Source organism: Bradyrhizobium sp. CIR18 (assembly GCF_014198295.1).
Classification (GTDB): Bacteria; Pseudomonadota; Alphaproteobacteria; order Rhizobiales; family Xanthobacteraceae; genus Bradyrhizobium.
In genome coordinates, this window is record NZ_JACIHF010000001.1 from 1,558,917 (window position 1) to 1,578,775 (window position 19,859).

Sequence of the window (19,859 nt, forward strand, 5' to 3'; positions counted from 1 at the left end):
TAAGCATGACCACGTGACGCGGCATTTGCCCGCGTGAACGGGACGAGGGGACGTGGTCGACATCGCGCAGCAGGCAGCGATCCATGCGGCATCGGCAGAGGATGCCACGGCGGCGCGCGTCCCGCTTGCGGCGATCGATCCTGGCCAATGGCGCGCGCTCGCGCAGCGGGCGATCGAGCCGAACGGATATTACCTGCCCGCCTGGGAGCTCGCCGTCAGCGCCACCGCGCGCGGCCGCACGAACGCCTCGGCCCTGCCCGCATTCGACGGCACGTCGACGCGGCTGATCGGGCTGATGCCGGTGATCCCGCTGTGGCACGCCCTGAAGATTCCCCTGCCCGCGCTGGTGAGCGCGCATCCCTACGGCACGCTGTGCAGCCCGCTGATCGACGGCGACGCCCCGATCGAGGCGGCCACGCAGCTGTTGCAGCGGGCGCGCGGGGCCGGCGCGCATGCGCTCGTGCTGAACGACGTTGCGCTCGACGGCGCTGCGATGACTGCGCTCGAGCAGGTCCTGATCCGCGACGGCCTGAGGCCGCGCGTCCTTTCCTCCTACATCCGCGCCAGCCTCGATGCGACGCAGGATGCCGAGACGCTGCTGCGCGACGCACTGGGCACCAAGAAGCTCAAGGAGCTGCGCCGACAACGCCACCGCCTCGAAGAGCACGGCCCTGTTGCGTTCGACGTCGCACGCCGGCCTGACGAGATCGGGCCCGCACTCGAAACATTCCTGCAGCTCGAAGCCAGCGGCTGGAAAGGCAAGCGCGGCACCGCGCTGGTTCAGCATGCCGGCGATGCGACCTTCATTCGCCGCGCGGTGCCGGCGCTGGCGGAGACCGCGCAGTGCGAGATCGTCACGCTTCGCGCCGGGACGACACCGGTGGCCGCGGGCATCGTGCTGCGCCACCAGGATCGCGCCTTCTTCTTCAAGCTCGGCATCGACGAGCGCTTTGCAAGATATTCGCCGGGCGTGCAGCTGACGCTCGATCTCACTCGCCACCTCTGCGCCGATCCCGCCATCACCAGCGCGGATTCCACCGCGAGCGCCGATCACCCCATGATCAACCCGATCTGGCGCGGGCGGTTCGCAGTCGGCGACGTGCTGATCCCGCTGCGGCGGCACGATCCGGTCGTGGCGCTCATTCACGCAGCGCTGGTTGGCCTCAACGCCGCGCATGAAGCTGCGCGAGGCGTGGTCCGCCGGCTCCGCAAATAAGCGAAAGCTACTCCGCCGCCTGGGCGTTGATCTCCTCCGAGACCTGGCGGATGGCGCGCGCGAGCAGGTTCGGGTCCTGAGCACCGGAGACGGCATATTTCTGCGCGAACACATAGGTCGGTACGCCGGAAATTCCCTTCTCGGCCGCCTCCTGCGCATCGGCCGAGACGCGCGCAACGTCTTCGTCGGTGGCAAGGCGCCGACGCACGTCCTCGGCGTCGAGGCCGACATCGGCGGCCGCCTGCACCAGCACGTTCACATCGGTGAGATCGCCGCCGTCGCGGAAATACAGCTCCATCAGGCGCTGCTTCATCTCGGGCGCCTTGCCGATCGCTTCCGCCCACAGGATGAGGCGATGGCAGTCGGTGGTGTTGGGCTGCCGCGCCACCAGCTCGGGCTTGTAGAGAAGGCCCTCCTCGCTCGCGGCCGCAACGACGCGTCCGGCAATGCCCTTATAGGCCTCGACCGAGCCGAACTTCTGAGTGAGATAGGCCTCGCGGCTGATGCCCTCGCGCGGCACCCAGGGATTGAGGAAGAACGGGCGGAAATTGAGCTTGACCGGAACGTCCGGCACCAGCGCCAGCGCACTCTCGATCCGGTGCTTGCCGATATAGCACCAGGGGCACACCACGTCGGAGACGACATCGATCTGGAGCGGTTTCAGCGTGCTCATGTCAGGCGCCTCCTTCGGGCGGGTCACGGGTTCGCCGGAAGATAAGCCGAACCGGGGGCGGCGCAAGCCGCCGGTCCTGCATGGCTCACGACTTCACCTCTGCGGTTATTGTGACCGCTGCACCCCGCCCCGATACTCGCGGCCGCAATCAAGTCCGAGAGGAGACCGCGATGAGCGCCATTTTCAGGCCGGAAGGCCAACAGTTCCGGGCTACGGAGCATGCCGGCGGTCCGTGGTCTCCGGACATGCTGCAGGGAAGCGCCACCACCGCCCTGATGACCCGCGAGGTCGAGCGTCTCGCCACCGAATCCGGCTTTGTTGTGCGACGCCTGACCTTCGATCTGTGGCGACCGGCGGGCCTGCGCGCCTTCAGGCCCGTCTGCGAATTGCTGCGCGACGGCCGCAAGGCCAAGACCTTGCAGGTGCGGCTGATGGACGGCGAGACCGAGATCGGCCGCTGCACGGCGCTTCTGACGGCGCCGAGCGGGGAATCCCCCGCCGATCCCTTTGCGAGGCCCATGGTGATCGACAAGGCGCCCGAGGTGGGCAGCCCGCCGCCGGCCTTCGCGCAGAAATGGAGCCGCTATTTCCAGAACGTGTCGGTGCGGCTGATCGAGGGGACGCTGGAGAAGCCGGGACCTGCGGCCGCCTGGATGCGGCTCGACGCGGCCCTGGTCGAGGGCGAGCCGAACACGCCACTGCTCCAGGCGGTGCAGACCGCGGATTTCGCCAGCGGCGTCGCGCAGATCGTCGACATGCGCGACTGGACCTTCATCAATCCCGAGATCAGCCTTTACTTCTTCCGGCCGCCCGAGAGCGAATGGATCCTGATCCGCGCCGCCACGCGCGTTGGCGCCAACGGCGCCGGCCTCACCACGGCGACCTTGAGCGATCTCAAGGGTCCGTTTGCCGAGGTGATGCAGGCCATGAGCTTCGTGCGGCGTGAGGCCGCGCAAGCTCAGGCATCTTGAGCCGCAAGCGCGACCAGGGTCGCCTCGGAGGCGGCATCAACGGGCATGAACATCTCGACGCGAAGCTCCTGCAGCGTCACGTCCTGCGGCGTGCCTAAAGTCAAAACCGCGCCGATCAGTGAGACGCCGGCGTCGCCCTTACGCAGGCGCACCTCGCAGAGCGGCCCCGGCGCGGCGTTGTCCTCGATCCCAAGCGCGGGAAGCTCCGGCAGCCGCATCAATTCGCGCCAGGTCGATTGCAAGGCTTCGTCGAGCGGCGCGGCCATTGCCTCATGGCGCGCGCGCGACAGCAGAGCCGCGGCCACCATGGTCCAGTTCTCGACGAACGGCTTGAGCTCGTTCGGCGCCAGGAACATGCGCATGTGATTGAGCGGCCGCTGCATGCGCTCAGGTCCGAGCAGCATCGTCATCAGGCGCGATGCGGCACGGTTGGTCTGCATCACGTTCCAACGCCGGTCGGTGACGATCGCGGGAAACGGCTCGTGCCGCCGCAGCAGAAGATCGATGGCCCGGCGCGCATCGGCAAGCTCGGGCGCGGCAAGATCGCGCTCGCCATATTGCCGGGCGAAGCCGCCGGTCTCGAGCAGCGCGTTGCGGTCGCGAAGCGACAAATCGAGAGCGGATGCGAGTTGCAGCAGAATGTCCCGGCTTGCCGCCGCCTTGCCGGTCTCGACATAGCTCAGATGCTTGACCGAAATGCCGGCCTCGAATGCCAATTCCGCCTGGCTCAACGCCCGGCGCATGCGCCAGGCGCGCAGCAGATCGCCGACGGGATTGGCCGGGCGCAATCGCCGAAACGAGCGTGTGTCCATCGACGGATTATGCGGGGATCGCTGCTGCCTGTAAACGGCGCTATGGCAGCCCGGCCGCCATCTGCTTCAGCCGTTCGGCGGTGCGCTCGTCCGCCGGGAAGAAGGTCTCCAGCGCCAGCTCCGACAGGGTGATGTCGACGGGCGTGCCGAACACCATGGTGGTGGAGAAGAAGCTCAGGATTTCACCGCCGTGACTCAGCTTGAACGGGATCGCGACGTTGTCGCTCGACAGCGGCCCCGTCCGCGCCGGGATCGGATAGCTCTTGAGGTCGTTGTAGAGCTTGATCAGCTCAGGATCGGCCGTCACCTCGCATTGGCGGTGCAGACGCTCCAAAAGATGACCGCACCACTCCGCGAGATTGACCGTGCGCGGCGCCAGCGCCTCGGGATGAAAGGCGAGCCGCAGCACGTTGAAGGGCTGGCCGAGCAGCCGCTGCGGAATGCCGTCGAGCAGCGGCGCCACCATGCGGTTCGCCGATACCAGGTTCCAGTGCCGGTCCACCGCGAGCGCGGGATTGGGCTCATGCGCCCTGAGCACGAGGTCGATCGCCTGGCGGGCTGATTTCAAGGCCGGGTCCTCCAGCGGGCGCTGCTGAAACGCGGGCGCATAGCCGGCGGCCACCAGCAGCACGTTGCGTTCGCGCAAGGGCACGTCGAGACGCTCGGCAAGCCGCAGCACCATGTCGCGCGAGGGCGCGGCGCGGCCGGTCTCGACGAAGCTTAGGTGACGCGCCGAAATTTCGGCCTCGCCCGCGAGATCGAGCTGGCTCATGCGGCGGCGCTGCCGCCATTCGCGCAAATGGTCGCCGATGTGAACCGGCTGGCTGCGGTCGGCCTGTGCCGTGGATGCATGTGCGTTCATGACCAGAAACCTATCATGCCGATTTCGGCCCTTCCATTACCCACGAGGTAACGGATATTGGCACCTAGCTAACTGAAATCGTTGCGTTTGTTTGCGACGTGTCTGGCCCATACCAACAGAAATACCAACAACCCCAGGAACAACTTCCGACACGAATAAATATTTAGGCCGAGCCGATTGGTAGCCGGAATTAAGAACCAATCACTGATCGCCCCACTAGGAAGGGTGCCTCTCGCCATTGCTAGACTTACGAGCGAACACGCGACCTGAAGCACGTTTACTCCGTAAGGTCGGCCGCAGGTCGACTTCATCCAGTACCAGGCAACGTGAGCTAGCGTGGATCAGTCCAGTCCATCATGGTGCCACGGAAAAGCGATAGTCTTGATATTTCAATAAGTTGTCCTATTCTTTCAATGGACTAGAACGTGAACCAGGTGCACACGTGTGCACTTAAACTAGCCCAAATTGCACACGTTTGTACCGCCTTTGATCTCCCGGTGCACACGTAGCGCACACGAAATCGGGGTGGAGTGCACACGCAATGCCGACGTTTACAAAACTCAGATCGGGAAGCTGGCGCGTTCAGGTCAGGAGGAAAAACGAGTACATCGCAAACACGTTCGTGCGACGGCGCGATGCTGAAGAATGGGCGATTGATGTGGAGCGCTCTATCGATCGCGGCACCCCAATTCGACGTTCCCGGCCTTTTGAGCAGCCTCGAATTTTTTCCGATTTGATCACCCTGCATCTCGACGATCTTGCCCAGGTCGGCAAGCCCGTACGACGATCCAAGTCGATGGTGCTCAAGGCCCTTAAGATCTCGCTTGGACGAACAAACCTCAAAGAGCTGACCAGGGAGAGATTGATTGAGTTCGGGCGAAAGCGAGCTGCTCAAGGCGCTGGACCGGCGACCCTTGCGATCGATTTCTCATTCATCCGAACGATCCTACTTCACGCTGCCGCAGTCCACGGCATTAACGTTTCAGTCGAGAACGTACAGCTGGCCAGAGCTGCGCTAAAGCACCTGGATCTCGTCGGAAAGTCAAACGAGAGGGATCGGCGCCCTAGCCAAGACGAACTCGATCGACTGATCGGATACACCGAATCTAACGCCCAACAGTATCTACCACTCGGTAGAATTGTTCGCTTTGCTGTGGCGACAGCAATGCGCCAAGCTGAGATCTGCCGCATCGAGTGGACTGATGTCGACATGTCAAAGCGAACCGTCACTATTCGCGACCGCAAAGATCCTCGACGCAAAGACGGAAACCACCAAGTGGTTCCTCTCCTCAATTCGACCGGGTACGATGCCTGGCAGCTTATGCTCGAGCAGCGGATTCTCACGCGCGGCCTCGGACGCGTTTTTCCATACCACTCGAAGTCGGTAGGAGCTGCCTTCCGCAGGTCATGCAACGCTATCGATATAGATGACCTATGCTTTCACGATTTGCGCCATGAAGGAACAAGTAGACTCTTCGAAGCGGGCTTTTCGATACAGCAGGTTGCGATGGTGACAGGCCATAAAGACTGGCGAATGTTGCGCCGATATACAAATCTCAAGCCCGAAGATCTGCACAAGATGCAGAAAGCTGCACAGCCATCAATGGAGCAATTCCTAATCGCGCATCCGATGGCACGGTCAGCGTTTGTCACGCGCTGGTGCGGCCTCAGGTGCTCGAGCCACGAGGCGACCTTGAAAGTCTCCAGGTAGCGGCCGTTCACAGCCGCGTCTTCGAAGAGATCCCACGCGTAAGCGCCGTCGCGCCGTCGTTGCTGCTCCAAGCCGGCGATCGCGTGCAGAAACGCTTCTCGTTTCGCCTGATCAATCCGGTATTCCACACCGGACGAGAAAGCGCCCTTTCCGATTGCCCGTTATTCGGGCGGCTGGTGAGCCGAGCAGCGGCTCGAAGGCCCTTGCGAGCGGGCGCGCTGTTCTATTTGCCAGCGGGACGGATCTCGTACGACGTTGTCGCCGCTGATGGCGGCGTCGCAGTGCGATGGCAGTGTTTCCATTGTACCAGGCCAAGGTTATTGCTTCCTCCCCGACGGGATGGCAGGTGGCAGCAATCTCGGCAGCCGTTCGGCGGCAGCCAACTCTATGGCCAACGGGTTTCCATCGGGTCGGCGACACCGAGTTCGAAGCGGAGCGCGGGTGCCTGACACGCTTGGCCTATCGGATGATGGGCTGGCTCGCCGAGGCGGAGGACGTCGTTCAGGACGCATGGCTGCGGTGGGTCGGGGTGGACCTCGATTCGCCTCCCGCCCATCTAACCCGCATCGTCACACGCCTGTGCCCTGACCGACGCCGCTCCACGCGAGCGCGCCGGAAGCCTACCTCGGACCCTGGTTGCCAGATCCTCTCGTGGGTTCCATGGAGCCGGACGAGACGGTCGCCGACGACGTCAAGGTCACGTTGATGCTGGCCCTCGAGCGTCTGTCCCTCTGGAGCGGGCCGCTTTTCTTCTCCATGACGTCTTCGACGTACCGCTGACTGAAGTGGCCATCACCCCGCCAGCCAGCCGCGGTCCGTACGCTCGCGGCGCGCGCTCGTGCTTGGATGAATAGAACGCATCCTGATCGAAGCCCGTGCAACTTCAAAGCGGCCGGGCCTCGATCAGCGATTTCTTCGCCGTCCCTCGATAAGATCGAGAACTGCCATAGCGGCCTCAAGTACGTTGGTACCAGGTCCAAACACGGCTGCCACTCCGCTCCGAAGCAACTCCTCGTAGTCCTGCCGTGGCACGACGCCCCCGCAAACAACAATGATGCCGCCAGCGCCAGCCAGCTTCAACTCCCTGACAACCTGAGGAACGAGCGTCCTGTGACCGGCCGCGAGCGACGAGACCCCCAGAACATGTACCTTTGCCTGAACGGCCATCGCGGCAGCTTCGGCTGGCGTTTGAAACAAAGGACCGGCAATAACATCGAATCCCATATCGCCGAATGCCGACGCAATAACCTTCGCACCTCGATCATGACCATCTTGTCCCAGCTTGGCGATCATAATCTTTGGCCTCACGCCAATCGCTTGTGACACTTCGTCGAGCCGCGAAACAAGATTGGTGAACTCGGGATCGTTTCCATAAGCAGGGCCATAGACACTCGAAACAACATCGGGTATCGCCTGGTGATCTCCAAAAGCCTGCCGCATTGCATCAGACATTTCGCCGACGGTTGCTCGAGACCTAGCGGCCTCAATCGCGGCTTCCAGCAGATTTCCCTCACCTGATTGCGCGACCCGGTTCAGTCGAGCCAACGCACTGGAGACGCTCTTAGAATCTCTAGACCGTTTGATATCAGTCAGGCGGCGAATTTGCGAAGCGCGCACAGTCGAATTGTCGATCTCCAGAATGTCGATTGGCTCCTCTTGTTCAAGCCGAAACCGATTAACTCCGACGATAACCTGATCGCCGCGATCGATCGCGGCCTGCTTGCGCGTCGCCGATTCTTCGATCAATCGCTTAGGCCACCCTGTCGCGATCGCGTTCGCCATCCCTCCCCGCTCTTCGACCTCCTCCATGAGTTGCCAGGCAGCCCTGACGAGATCGTCCGTCAGGCGCTCGACATAGTAGGATCCCGCGAGGGGATCGACGACGTCGGAGACGCCCGTCTCATGCTGAAGGATCAGCTGGGTGTTCCGGGCAATCCGAGCCGAAAACTCAGTAGGCAATGCGATGGCTTCGTCGAACGAATTTGTGTGCAGCGATTGCGTGCCGCCCAGAACGGCGGCTAAGGCCTCATAAGCGGTCCGCACGATATTGTTATACGGATCATGCTCCTGGAGCGACACTCCCGACGTCTGACAGTGCGTACGAAGCACTGAAGACGACTGCTTTTTGGGGTTGAACTCCGCCATAACGCGCGACCAGATAAGTCGAGCAGCGCGCAACTTCGCCGCTTCCATGAAGAAATTCATTCCGATAGCGAAGAAGAATGAAAGCCGCCCTGCGAAGTCATCGACGTTAAGGCCCTTGGCAAGAGCAGACCGGACGTATTCACGTCCATCAGCGAGCGTAAAGGCCAACTCCTGGACGAGCGTCGCCCCCGCCTCCTGCATATGGTAGCCTGAAATCGAGATGGAGTTGAAGCGCGGCATGTTCTGCGCGGTGAACGCTATAATGTCAGCAACAATGCGCATCGATGGTTCCGGCGGATAAATGTATGTATTGCGGACCATGAACTCCTTCAGAATGTCGTTTTGGACAGTTCCCGAGAGAGCTTCGCGCGGAATTCCCTGCTCTTCACCGGCGACAATGAAGGTTGCGAGAATGGGGATTATCGCTCCGTTCATGGTCATCGACACCGACGTTTCCCCGAGGGGAATGCCGTCAAAGAGGATCTTCATGTCTTCGACTGAGTCGATGGCAACGCCCGCCTTCCCGACATCACCTAGGACGCGAGGATGATCAGAATCATAGCCGCGGTGGGTCGCCAAATCGAACGCAACCGACAAGCCCTTCTGTCCTGAGGAAAGGGCGGCACGATAGAATGCGTTTGACGCCTCTGCAGTCGAGAATCCCGCATACTGGCGGATTGTCCACGGTCTGCCAGTATACATCGTCGCCTTAGGACCACGAACGAACGGCGACATGCCAGGTAACGTGTCCAGATGCTCGATCCCATCTAAATCAGACACCGTATAGATCGGCTTGACTTCAATGCCCTCCGGAACCTTCCGCACGAGCGCGATGGGATCGCCTTTTAGTTCCTTCTCGGCAATCCTCTTCCATTCATCTGGAAATGACATCGACATTCCTGATCTCGCACGGGTTACCGACCTAATTGTCGACCACGCATCGCGGGCTACATGGCCTGCTTACGCAAATTCCAAGATCAGCGCGTCCACCGCCAGCGTCGCACCGGCGCTGGCGTGGATCTTCTTCACCGTACCGTCCTGTTCGGCACGGAGCACGTTCTGCATCTTCATGGCTTCGACCACCGCGAGCGTCTCGCCGGCCTTGACCTCCTGCCCCTCGGTCACCGCGATCGAGACCACGAGGCCGGGCATCGGGCACAGCAGCTTCTTGCCGGTGTCGGAGGCCGTCGTCACCGGCATCAGCCGGGCCGATGCGGCTTCCGCTTCGGTCCAGACATAGACCGGCACCTCGACGCCCTGATGCGCCAGACGGATGCCATTGGCGATCGGGCGCGCCTGCACGGCGACGAAATGGCCATCGATGGTGCCCTGCCAGACCGGATCGCCCGGCTTCCATGGCGACTGCAACAGATGCGCGTTGCCGGCCTTGCCTTCGGCGTCGACGAAGCGGATCGCAATGGCCTCGCCCTCACGCGCAACCTCGAGCAAAATCTCCTGGCGCTCGAGCCAGACCGCACGGCGGCGTTCGCGCTGCACGATGCGTCCGCCCATCTGGCCCGAGATCTGGCGCTTGCGCTCCCCGAGCACGTGGTCGATGGCAGCGCCGACCGCGGCGATGCGCCGCGCGACCTCGCCTTCCGGCACGCGCACCGCAAAGCCCTTGGGGAATTCCTCGGCGATGAAGCCGGTCGACAGCCGGCCCTCGCGCCAGCGCGGATGATGCATCAGCGCCGATAGGAACGGGATGTTGTGCCTGATGCCGTCGACATAGAACGAATCCAGCGCGGTGGCCTGCGCCTCGATCGCGGCCGCGCGCGAGGGCGCGTGGGTGACGAGCTTGGCGATCATCGGATCGTAGTGGATCGATATCTCGCCGCCCTCCTGCACGCCGGTGTCGTTGCGCACGGTGATGCCGTCCTTGCTCACCTCGGCCGGCGGACGGTACTTCACCAGGCGCCCGATCGAGGGCAGGAAGTTGCGGAACGGGTCTTCAGCGTAGAGCCGCGATTCCACCGCCCATCCGGTGAGCGTGACGTCCTTCTGCGCGATCGCGAGCTTCTCGCCGGCGGCAACGCGGATCATCTGCTCGACGAGATCGACGCCGGTGACGAGCTCGGTGACGGGATGCTCGACCTGGAGGCGCGTGTTCATCTCCAGGAAGTAGAAGCTCTTGTCCTGCCCTGCGACGAACTCGACCGTGCAGGCGGAATCGTAATTCACGGCCTTGGCCAGCGCGACCGCCTGCTCGCCCATCTTGCGGCGCGTGGCCTCGTCGAGCAGCGGCGACGGCGCCTCCTCGATGACCTTCTGGTTGCGGCGCTGGATCGAGCATTCGCGTTCGCCGAGATAGATCACGTTGCCGTGCTTGTCGCCCAGCACCTGGATCTCGATGTGGCGGGGATCGACGATGAACTTTTCGACGAAGACGCGGTCGTCGCCGAACGAGGCCTTGGCCTCGGCCTTGGCGAGGTTGAAGCCCTCGGCGACCTCGGCCTTGGAATGGGCGATGCGCATGCCCTTGCCGCCGCCGCCGGCGGAGGCCTTGATCATCACGGGATAGCCGATCTCGTCGGCGATCTTCACCGCGTGCTTGTCGTCCTCGATGACGCCGAGATAGCCCGGCACGGTCGAGACCTTGGCCTTCGCGGCCGCCTTCTTGGATTCGATCTTGTCGCCCATTGCGGCGATCGCGCCCGGGTTCGGGCCGATGAAGACGATGCCGGCGGCCTCCAGCGCGCGCGGAAACGCCTCGCGTTCGGACAGGAAGCCGTAGCCGGGATGCACGGCCTCGGCGCCGGTCTTTTTACATGCCTCGACGATCTTCTCGATCACCAGATAGCTCTCGGCTGCCGCGGGCGGGCCGATCAGCACGGCCTCGTCGGCCATCTCGACATGGAGGGCATCGCGGTCGGCCTCGGAATAGACCGCAACCGTCTGGATTCCCATCTTGCGGGCAGTCTTGATGACCCGGCAGGCGATTTCGCCGCGATTGGCGATCAGGATGCGTTTGAACACTGCTCTTCTCACAACGGCATGTTGTCGTGCTTCTTCGCCGGCGCTTCCATTTTCTTGTCCTTCAGTATCGCCAGCGCCCTTGCGATCCGCTTCCGCGTCGAATGCGGCATGATGACATCGTCGATGTAGCCGCGCTCGGCGGCGATGAAGGGCGACAGGAAGCGGTCTTCGTATTCCTTGGTGCGCGCGGCGATCTTGTCGGCGTCGCCGATATCGCTGCGGAAGATGATCTCGACCGCGCCCTTGGCGCCCATCACCGCGATCTGGGCGGTCGGCCAGGCGTAGTTCATGTCGGCGCCAATTTCTTTCGATGCCATGACGTCGAAGGCACCGCCATAGGCCTTGCGGGTGATGATGGTGACCAGCGGCACGGTGCACTGCGAATAGGCGAACAAGAGCTTCGCGCCATGCTTGATCAGGCCGCCATATTCCTGCGCGGTGCCCGGCAGGAACCCCGGCACGTCGACGAAGGTGACGATCGGGATGTTGAAGGCGTCGCAGAAGCGGACGAAGCGCGCCGCCTTGCGCGAGGCATCGCTGTCGAGCACGCCGGCCAGCACCATCGGCTGGTTGGCGACGAAGCCGACGGTGCGGCCAGCGATGCGGCCGAAGCCGGTGACGATGTTCTTGGCGAACATGTCCGCGATCTCGAAGAAGTCCCCCTCGTCCACGACCTTCAGGATCAGCTCCTTCATGTCGTAAGGCTTGTTCGGATTGTCCGGGATCAGCGTATCCAGGGACATGTCGACGCGACCGATGTCGTCGAAGCTCGGCCATTCCGGCACGCCGTCACTGTTGTTGGACGGCAGGAAGTCGATCAGGCGGCGCATCTGCAGAAGCGTCTCGACGTCGTTCTCGAAGGCGCCGTCCGCGATCGAGGAGCGCGTCGCGTGCACCGAGGCGCCGCCAAGCTCTTCGGCGGTGACGACCTCGTTGGTGACGGTCTTCACGACGTCAGGACCGGTCACGAACATGTAGCTGGTGTTCTTCACCATGAAGATGAAGTCGGTCATGGCAGGCGAATAGACGTCGCCGCCGGCGCAGGGGCCCATGATGACGGAGATCTGCGGGATCACGCCGGAGGCCAGCACGTTGCGGCGGAAGACGTAGGAATAGCCGGCGAGCGCGGCGACACCCTCCTGGATGCGGGCGCCGCCCGCGTCATAGAGGCCGATGATGGGCGCCCGCGCCTTCATCGCCATGTCCTGGAGCTTGGTGATCTTCAGCGCATGCGTTTCCGATAGCGAGCCGCCAAACACCGTGAAGTCCTTGGCGAAGACGAACGTCTTGCGGCCGTTGACGGTGCCCCAGCCGGTGACGACGCCGTCGCCGGGGATCTTGTTCTTCTCCATGCCGAACTCGGTGGAGCGGTGCTCGACGAACATGTCGAACTCCTCGAACGATCCCTTGTCGAGCAGGAGCTCGATGCGCTCGCGTGCGGTCAGCTTGCCGCGGGCGTGCTGCGCCTCGATGCGCTTCTCCCCGCCGCCGAGCTTTGCGCCGGCGCGACGTTGTTCAAGGGCTTCGATAACGGACATCGATTGGGCCAACTGGTCTACCGTTTTCGGGCGATTGGAGGCAGGTCGGTGCAAATGCCCTCATAGACTTCGGCAGCCATGCCGATCGTCTCGCCGAGGGTCGGATGCGGGTGAATGGTCTTGCTGATATCGATCGCGTCAGCCCCGATTTCGATCGCGAGACAGATTTCCCCGATCATATCGCCGGCATGCGGTCCGACGATCACACCCCCGACGATGCGACTGGTTTCGACGTCGAACAACAGCTTGGTCATGCCATAGGATGCGCCCGACGCGATGGCCCGGCCGGACGCGGCCCACGGGAATTTTGCCGAACGGATCTTCCCTCCGGATTCGGCGACATCACGCTCGGACTTGCCGACCCAGGCGATCTCAGGATCGGTGTAGGCGACATTGGGGACGATCTTCGCGGTAAAGACCGCCGGCTTCCCGGCAGCTACTTCCGCGGCGACGTGCCCCTCGTGAACGGCCTTGTGCGCCAGCATCGAACCGCCGACGACGTCGCCGATGGCGAAGACGTTGCGCGCCGTCGTTCTCATCTGCTCGTCGACCTGAATGAAGCCGTTCGAATCGATGGCAACGTCGATCCGTTCGAGGCCGAGCTCGCTACTGTTGGGAACACGGCCGGCCGATTGCAACACCAAATCGTACGATCGTGTCCGTACCGATGCGCCTGTGGTACCGACACTCACGCCGTCCGGCGTGATTTCGGCGGTTGATACGCTGCTTGCGACGTCGATATGCTCGAAGCGATGCGCGTTGCGCGAACGCCAGATCTTCACCGCGTCGGCATCCACGCCCGCCAGGATATCGGGAAGCCTTTCGACAAGATCGATCTTGGTGCCGAGCGAGTTGTAGACGGTCGCCATCTCCAGCCCGATGATCCCCGCTCCGATCACGAGCATGCGGCCCGGAATGCTTCGCAGCGCGAGCGCGCCGGTCGAGGTCACGACCCGCTCGTCCTTGGGAAGCACCGCCAGCTGCACCGCGCGCGAGCCCGTGGCGATGATGCATTGACCAAATTCAATTTGCTGCGATCCTGCCCCCTCACCGACAATCTCGAGCCGCGTGGCGGAGGCGAATTTTGCGGTGCCGCGGATCACCGTGACGCGGCGCGCTGCCGCCATCTGGCTCAGCCCATCCGTCAGCTTCTTGACAGTGCCGTGCTTGAAGGCGCGCAGCTCCTGCAGATCGATCTGCGGCGCGGCGAAGCGAATGCCCAGGTCGGCGATCCGTTCGGCCTCCTCCTTGACGGCCGCAACATGAAGCAGCGCCTTCGACGGGATACATCCGACGTTCAGGCAAACTCCGCCCAAGGTGCCGTAGCGTTCGACGATCGCGGTCCTCAGTCCAAGGTCTGCGGCGCGATAAGCTGCTGAATAGCCGCCAGGCCCCCCTCCGATCACCACGAGGTCGTAGCGCGTGGGGTCGATTGCGTGCGGGCCAGCATAGGACTGTTCCGGCGAGATCGTCTCAGCTTGCGCGCCGCCCCCGTCGGACGCCGACGCTGTGCCGATCATGGAACCTTGAGACACCTTGTCTCCAACGCGCAGCGAAATGCTCGTGATCACCCCTGCGATCGGTGACGGAATCTCCAGCGTCGCCTTGTCGGATTCGACGGTGATCAAAGCCTGCTCTCGCGCGACGACGTCGCCCGCCCTGACGTGGACCTCCACGACTTCGACGTCTCGGAAATCCCCGATGTCGGGGACCAGGATCTCCTCTGTCCGCATCTGCGTCCTCACAATGCGAAGCGCCGCACATCGGTCAGCACCGACGCGACGAATCCCAGGAATCGGGCCCCGGCCACGCCGTCGACGACCCGGTGATCCCACGACAGACTCATTGGAAGGATGAGTCGCGGTTCAAACTCGCGGCCGTTCCAGACTGCCTCGGTGGCGGCACGACCAGCTCCGAGGATTGCGACCTCGGGCGCATTGATGATGGGCGTAAATCCCTGACCGCCGATGCCTCCCAGAGACGACACCGAGAAACAGCCGCCCTGCATGTCGCCCGACGCGAGCTGCCCCGCGAGCGCCTTGTCGGCGAGCGAGCGCATCTCCGCGGCGATCTGCCGAAGGCCCTTCTTATCGCAGTCCCGGATCACCGGCACGACCAGACCTTTCGGCGTGTCGAGGGCGAAGCCGATGTGGACGTAGTGCTTGAGGATCAGCTCATCGCCATCGAGCGAAGAATTGAAGCGCGGGTATTTCTGCAGCGCCAAGGCCGCGGCCTTGATCAGCAGCGACACCATAGTGAGCTTCGCCGTGTCCTTCGTGGCCTCGGCGTTGGCGAGCTGACGAAAGGCTTCGGCGTCGTTCACATCCGCTTTGTCGAAATTCGTCACATGGGGAATGACGCTCCAGTTGCGCGAGAGGTTCGCGCCGGTCAGCTTCTGGATTCGCGTCAGCGGCAGGCGCTCGACCGCGCCGTACCTCTCGAAATCCACCTTGGGCCAATCGACCGGCGCGTCGCGCGCAGGCGCCATCGCCGGTCCCGATCGCACCAGTCCGTTGACGAAGGCCGCCACATCCTCGCGCAGAATCCGGCCCTTGGGGCCGGTGGGCACGACAGAATCCAGCGCCACGCCGAGCTCACGCGCCAACGCGCGAACGGACGGCGATGCATGCGCCGCCCCGCTGGGCTGCGGCTGCTGTGCACGTGCTCGCGAGTCATCGGCTGGAGCGGCGGGCGTCGGCTGTGACAGCGCCTCCTGCTGCGGCAACCGTTGCTCCACCTGTGGCGCCGACGCAGCCGCCGGCGGAGGCGCGATGGAGTCACCGCGACCTTCGAGGATCATCAGAACCGAACCTTCTGAAACCCGCGCCCCGACGTCGATCATCAGTTTGGCCACCGTGCCTGCGGCCGGGGATGGCACCTCCATCATCGCCTTGTCGGACTCGATCGACAGCAACGGCATGTCGATTGTGACCTCGTCGCCGACCAGCACATTGATTTCGACTACCGGAACATCCTTGTAGTCCCCAATATCCGGCAAAACGACCTCAATTGAATGAGACATGCGCGCTCCGCCCTCTCTCAGCGCGACCAAGGCGATGCAACGCCGGTCGGCAATTCGTAGCTGGCGATGGCTTCGGCGACCTGCTCACGCGCCACGTCACCCGATTTTGCCAGCGCCGACAGCGCCGCAACGACGATCTGCTTGCGATCGACCTCGAAGAAAGATCTCAGCGCGGCGCGCGTATCGCTGCGCCCGAAGCCGTCGGTGCCCAGCACCGTATAGGGCGCCTCGATGTAAGAAGCGATCAGTTGCGGATACGCCCGGACATAATCCGAAGCCGCGACGATCGGCACCTTGCCGCCGAGGCATTGTGCGACGTGGCTCTCGACCGGGGTCGACAGCGGCGAAAGCCGATTAGTTCGCTCCACCTCACGCGCCTCTCGCGCCAGCTCGGAAAAGCTCGTTGCCGACCAGACTTCACAGGCCACTTTCCATTCGCTTTGCAGCATCGCTGCGGCGGCGAGCGCCTCCGGGAGAATGGCGCCCGAGCCGACCAGCCTGATCTTCGCCGGCCCGTCAGCGCTCGGCAGAACCCGATAGAGACCCTTGATGATGCAGTCGCGTGCATCGTCGGGCATCGAGGGCTGCGCATAGTTCTCGTTCATCGCCGTGAGGTAATAGAACTCGTCGTTGCCCTGCTCGAGCATCGACCGCATGCCGTGATCGACGATGACGGCCACCTCGTAGGAGAATGCCGGATCGTAGGCCCGGCAGTTCGGAACGGTCGCCGCCATCAGATGGCTGGACCCGTCCTGATGCTGCAAGCCTTCGCCGCCGAGCGTCGTCCGGCCGGCCGTCGCCCCGATCAAAAAGCCACGCGCGCGCTGGTCCGCCGCCGCCCAGATCAGATCGCCGACCCGCTGAAAGCCGAACATCGAATAGTAGATATAGAACGGCAGCAACGGGAAGTTATGGATGCTGTAGGAGGTCGCCGCCGCGGTCCATGACGAAATCGCCCCCGCCTCGGTGATCCCCTCCTCCAGCAATTGACCGTCGATCGCTTCCTTGTAGTACAGCATCGAGCCGGCATCTTCCGGCTCGTAGAGCTGTCCTGCCGGCGAGTAAATGCCCACCTGCCTGAACAGGTTCGCCATTCCGAAGGTGCGGGCTTCGTCGGCAACGATGGGAACGATGCGCGGGCCGAGCGTCTTGTCCTTGAGCAAATTGTTGAACAGCCGCACGATCGCCATCGTGGTCGACGTCGCCTTGCCGTCGCCGCGCAACGCGAACTCCGCGTAGGATTGCAGCGGCGGCACCGGCAGCGCCGCCGAAGCGCGTCGCCTCACCGGCATGTAGCCGCCGAGCGCAGCGCGACGGGCGCGCAGATATTGAATTTCCGCGCTGTCTTCCGCAGGCGTGAAGAACTCCAGATTCTCGACCTGCTCGTTGCTGAGCGGCAGAGCGAACCGGTCGCGGAACGCATACAGCGCGTCGACGTCGAGCTTCTTGGCCTGGTGCGACGTCATGCGCGACTCGCCGGCGCCGCCCATGCCGTAGCCCTTCTTGGTCTTCGCCAGAATGACGGTCGGCCGACCCTTGATGTCCTTAGCGGCGGCAAAGGCCGCGAACAGCTTCTTGAAGTCGTGGCCACCGCGTTTCAGGCCATCGATATCCGCGTCCGACATGTGCGCAACCAGCGCCCGGACCTCGGGGTCCTCGCTGAAGAAGTTGGCGAGGTTGTAGGCCCCATCCTTGGCGCCGAGCGTCTGATATTTGCCATCGACGGTATCGGCGAATTTGCGCAACAGCGCATGCCTGCTGTCGCGCGCGAAGATATCGTCCCAGTCCGATCCCCACAGCACCTTGATGACGTTCCAGCCGGCGCCCTGGAAGAGGGATTCGAGTTCCTGAATCACCTGCCCGTTGCCGCGGACCGGCCCATCCAGGCGCTGTAGGTTGCAATTGACGACGAAGGTGAGGTTGTCGAGATTTTCCCGCGCCGCCAGGGCGAGCCCGGCGATCGATTCCGGCTCGTCCATCTCGCCGTCGCCGAACACACCCCAGACGTGGCGACCAGCCGTCTGCACCAGGCCGCGATGCTGTAGATACTTCATGAACCGCGCCTGGTAGATCGCGCTGATCGGGCCGAGGCCCATCGATGCCGACGGCACCTGCCAAAACTCCGGCATCAGCCAGGGATGCGGATAGGACGACAGACCGGGGCCGCTCAGTTCCTGGCGATACAGCTTCAGATTTTCGTCCGACAGTCGGCCTTCGAGATACGCTCGTGCATAGACTCCGGGAGACGAATGCGGCTGGAAATACACCAAGTCCCCCTCCGACCCGGAGCTTGATGCGCGAAAGAAATGATTGAAGCCGACTTCGAAAATCTCCGCGGCCGAGGCGTAGCTGGCGACGTGCCCGCCGAGTTCCCCATAGGCCTTGTTGGCACGGACCACCATCGCGAGCGCGTTCCAGCGAATGATCGCCGTCAGGCGGGTCTCGATCGCGATGTCGCCGGGGTAGGGCTTCTGCTGCTCGAGCGGAATCGAATTGCGATAGGGCGAGAACGGCGGAGAGTCCGGCAGAACGCCGAGTTCCTTCGCGCGCCGATCGAGCGCAGCCAGGATGTATCGCACCCGCTCGGCACCGGCGCTGTGGTGCAGCGATCCGAGCGATGCGAGCCAATCGGCGGTTTCGACCGCGTCCTGATCGGCGTTGACGCCCTTGCGTGGCGGATCGATGTGTGCAGTCATGCGTCGGGCTCCCAGAAGCCCGCACTTGGTAGCATCGGGTGCTGTGGCACGTGCTGCTGAATACGGCCGCGTTCCGACGGATTGCCCGGTTCCGGCGGGACGCCGAGGCTCGCATCGCAGCATTCTCTGCTGTTGGTTTAATCAGGCAAGTGATCGAGCCGTCGGCCGCCTGACAGGTGCTCACGCTTGGTCGCGGCGCAGCATGCCGCATCGCTCAGCGCTCACGCCGCAGGAGCGGCCATCTTGTCGCGGATCAGCGAACTCGACGGCTCGCCGCGACTAGTGACCTGAGCTTTCAAAACAGCTAACCTGGGTTAGCAGCAGGATCTGCATCAAGGCATGACAGACTTGACGAATTGACAGGATTGAAATGCCGCCCGAGACCGAGTTCGATCCGGATTTTGCGCGAATGGATCTCCCCGATCTTCGGATCAACTATGATCCGGTCGATCCGGATCAGTTCGATCGTCCCGTCACTTCATTCTGTCTCGAAACCAGCAAAGACAACGACGACCTACCGCTGCACTCACACCGCAAAGGCCAATTGGTCGTCGCATCTCATGGCTCGGTGATGTGCCGGGCGCCTGGTGGCTTGTGGATCGTACCTCCGCAAGGCGCGGTATGGATCCCGGCCGGCGTGCAGCACAGCAATTGCGTGGCCGATTTCGGCAAACTCTACACCGTGTTCATCGATCCACAGGTCAGCATGCTGCCGCGGACCTGCTGCACGCTGATGATCACGTCGCTGGTGCGCGAATTGATCCACCGCCTCTCGGTGTTCCCACCGCTCTATCCGCTGGAAGGACCGACCAGCCGTCTCGGCCGGGTCTTGCTCGACGAACTCGTGCAGATGCCGACGACGGATGAAATGTATCTGCCGATCTCCCCCGACGCCCGTCTTCAACACCTCGCCACTTCCTTGTTGAATAATCCGGGCGACCGCAGCACGATGGACGAAGTCGCCTCGCGCTACGCAATGAGCGAGAGCACGTTCGCACGCTTCATCGCCAAGGAAACAGGGATGACCTTCGGGCGCTGGCGCCAGCGTCTCCACATTCTGATCGCCATGCAACGCCTCACGGCGGGCAGTTCGGTCCAGGCCGTGTCGCTAGAACTGGGCTACGAAACCCCGAGCGCGTTCATCACGATGTTCAAGAAGACGATGGGACAGAGCCCTCGCCGCTTCCTTGCCGAGCGGTCGCGCCTGATAAATTCGGACAGTTTGCCCTAGCTCGCA

The 19,859-nt window shown here is 63.1% G+C and carries 13 protein-coding genes and 2 pseudogenes; 5 read left to right on the forward strand and 10 right to left on the reverse strand.

The features are described from left to right. Window positions 1–52: 52 nt before the first annotated feature. Complete coding sequence (locus tag GGD65_RS07700; RefSeq protein WP_183234802.1) at window positions 53–1,216, forward strand: GNAT family N-acetyltransferase; 1,164 nt, start codon at window positions 53–55, stop codon at window positions 1,214–1,216. A 7-nt stretch (window positions 1,217–1,223) separates the two neighbouring features. Here the strand turns inward: GGD65_RS07700 and GGD65_RS07705 are convergent, their stop codons facing one another. Beyond that, window positions 1,224–1,889 carry a DsbA family oxidoreductase gene (locus tag GGD65_RS07705; protein ID WP_020508626.1) on the reverse strand — a complete coding sequence of 222 codons (666 nt, stop codon included), beginning with the start codon at window positions 1,887–1,889 and terminating at the stop codon, window positions 1,224–1,226. Window positions 1,890–2,059: 170 nt separating this feature from the next. Between GGD65_RS07705 and GGD65_RS07710 the strand changes: the two genes are divergently transcribed. After that, window positions 2,060–2,860, forward strand: a complete 801-nt coding sequence (locus GGD65_RS07710) for a thioesterase family protein (RefSeq protein WP_183234803.1) — start codon at window positions 2,060–2,062, stop codon at window positions 2,858–2,860. Here the strand turns inward: GGD65_RS07710 and GGD65_RS07715 are convergent. Both GGD65_RS07715 and GGD65_RS07720 read right to left on the reverse strand, forming a co-directional pair. Next, window positions 2,848–3,672, reverse strand: coding sequence for a helix-turn-helix domain-containing protein (locus GGD65_RS07715; RefSeq protein ID WP_183234804.1), 825 nt, complete (start codon window positions 3,670–3,672; stop codon window positions 2,848–2,850). The genes GGD65_RS07710 and GGD65_RS07715 overlap by 13 nt on opposite strands. A gap of 40 nt (window positions 3,673–3,712) precedes the next feature. Further along, the gene (locus GGD65_RS07720) at window positions 3,713–4,534 is read right to left on the reverse strand and encodes a helix-turn-helix domain-containing protein (RefSeq protein WP_183234805.1); all 822 of its coding nucleotides are present in this window, start codon (window positions 4,532–4,534) and stop codon (window positions 3,713–3,715) included. Between the two features lie 541 nt (window positions 4,535–5,075). On the opposite strand from GGD65_RS07720, the gene GGD65_RS40100 reads away from it, so the two are divergent. Further along, window positions 5,076–6,245, forward strand: a complete 1,170-nt coding sequence (locus GGD65_RS40100) for a site-specific integrase (protein WP_246783207.1) — start codon at window positions 5,076–5,078, stop codon at window positions 6,243–6,245. Here the strand turns inward: GGD65_RS40100 and GGD65_RS40105 are convergent. Continuing rightward, a pseudogene (locus tag GGD65_RS40105) lies at window positions 6,209–6,373 on the reverse strand (MFS transporter); the annotation flags it as partial. The gene GGD65_RS40100 and the pseudogene GGD65_RS40105 overlap by 37 nt on opposite strands. A 317-nt stretch (window positions 6,374–6,690) precedes the next feature. Between GGD65_RS40105 and GGD65_RS07730 the strand changes: the two are divergent. Further along, window positions 6,691–7,109, forward strand: a pseudogene (locus GGD65_RS07730) (sigma factor); the annotation flags it as partial. Between the two features lie 39 nt (window positions 7,110–7,148). Here GGD65_RS07730 and scpA read toward each other — a convergent pair. The 6 genes from scpA to mdeB form a co-directional block, all read right to left on the reverse strand. Beyond that, window positions 7,149–9,287 carry a methylmalonyl-CoA mutase gene (gene scpA / locus GGD65_RS07735; RefSeq protein WP_183234806.1) on the reverse strand — a complete coding sequence of 713 codons (2,139 nt, stop codon included), beginning with the start codon at window positions 9,285–9,287 and terminating at the stop codon, window positions 7,149–7,151. A gap of 63 nt (window positions 9,288–9,350) precedes the next feature. Continuing rightward, window positions 9,351–11,366, reverse strand: a complete 2,016-nt coding sequence (locus GGD65_RS07740; RefSeq protein WP_183234807.1) for an acetyl/propionyl/methylcrotonyl-CoA carboxylase subunit alpha — start codon at window positions 11,364–11,366, stop codon at window positions 9,351–9,353. 8 nt (window positions 11,367–11,374) lie between these two features. Then, on the reverse strand, window positions 11,375–12,904 hold the full coding sequence (locus GGD65_RS07745) for an acyl-CoA carboxylase subunit beta (protein ID WP_183234808.1): 1,530 nt from the start codon (window positions 12,902–12,904) through the stop codon (window positions 11,375–11,377). Window positions 12,905–12,921: 17 nt separating this feature from the next. Continuing rightward, window positions 12,922–14,637 (reverse strand): dihydrolipoyl dehydrogenase, encoded by a 1,716-nt coding sequence (gene lpdA, locus GGD65_RS07750; protein ID WP_183234809.1) that lies wholly within the window; start codon window positions 14,635–14,637, stop codon window positions 12,922–12,924. A gap of 8 nt (window positions 14,638–14,645) precedes the next feature. Then, window positions 14,646–15,926: a 2-oxo acid dehydrogenase subunit E2 gene (locus GGD65_RS07755; RefSeq protein WP_183234810.1), complete on the reverse strand. Its 1,281-nt coding sequence runs from the start codon at window positions 15,924–15,926 to the stop codon at window positions 14,646–14,648. Between the two features lie 17 nt (window positions 15,927–15,943). Next, the gene (gene mdeB, locus GGD65_RS07760; RefSeq protein ID WP_183234811.1) at window positions 15,944–18,622 is read right to left on the reverse strand and encodes an alpha-ketoglutarate dehydrogenase; all 2,679 of its coding nucleotides are present in this window, start codon (window positions 18,620–18,622) and stop codon (window positions 15,944–15,946) included. Window positions 18,623–18,992: 370 nt separating this feature from the next. Here mdeB and GGD65_RS07765 point away from each other — a divergent pair, with 370 nt between their 5' ends. Further along, a complete protein-coding gene (locus GGD65_RS07765) occupies window positions 18,993–19,853 on the forward strand; it encodes a helix-turn-helix domain-containing protein (protein ID WP_018316658.1) in 861 nt (286 codons plus the stop codon). The last annotated feature ends 6 nt before the right edge of the window (window positions 19,854–19,859 follow it).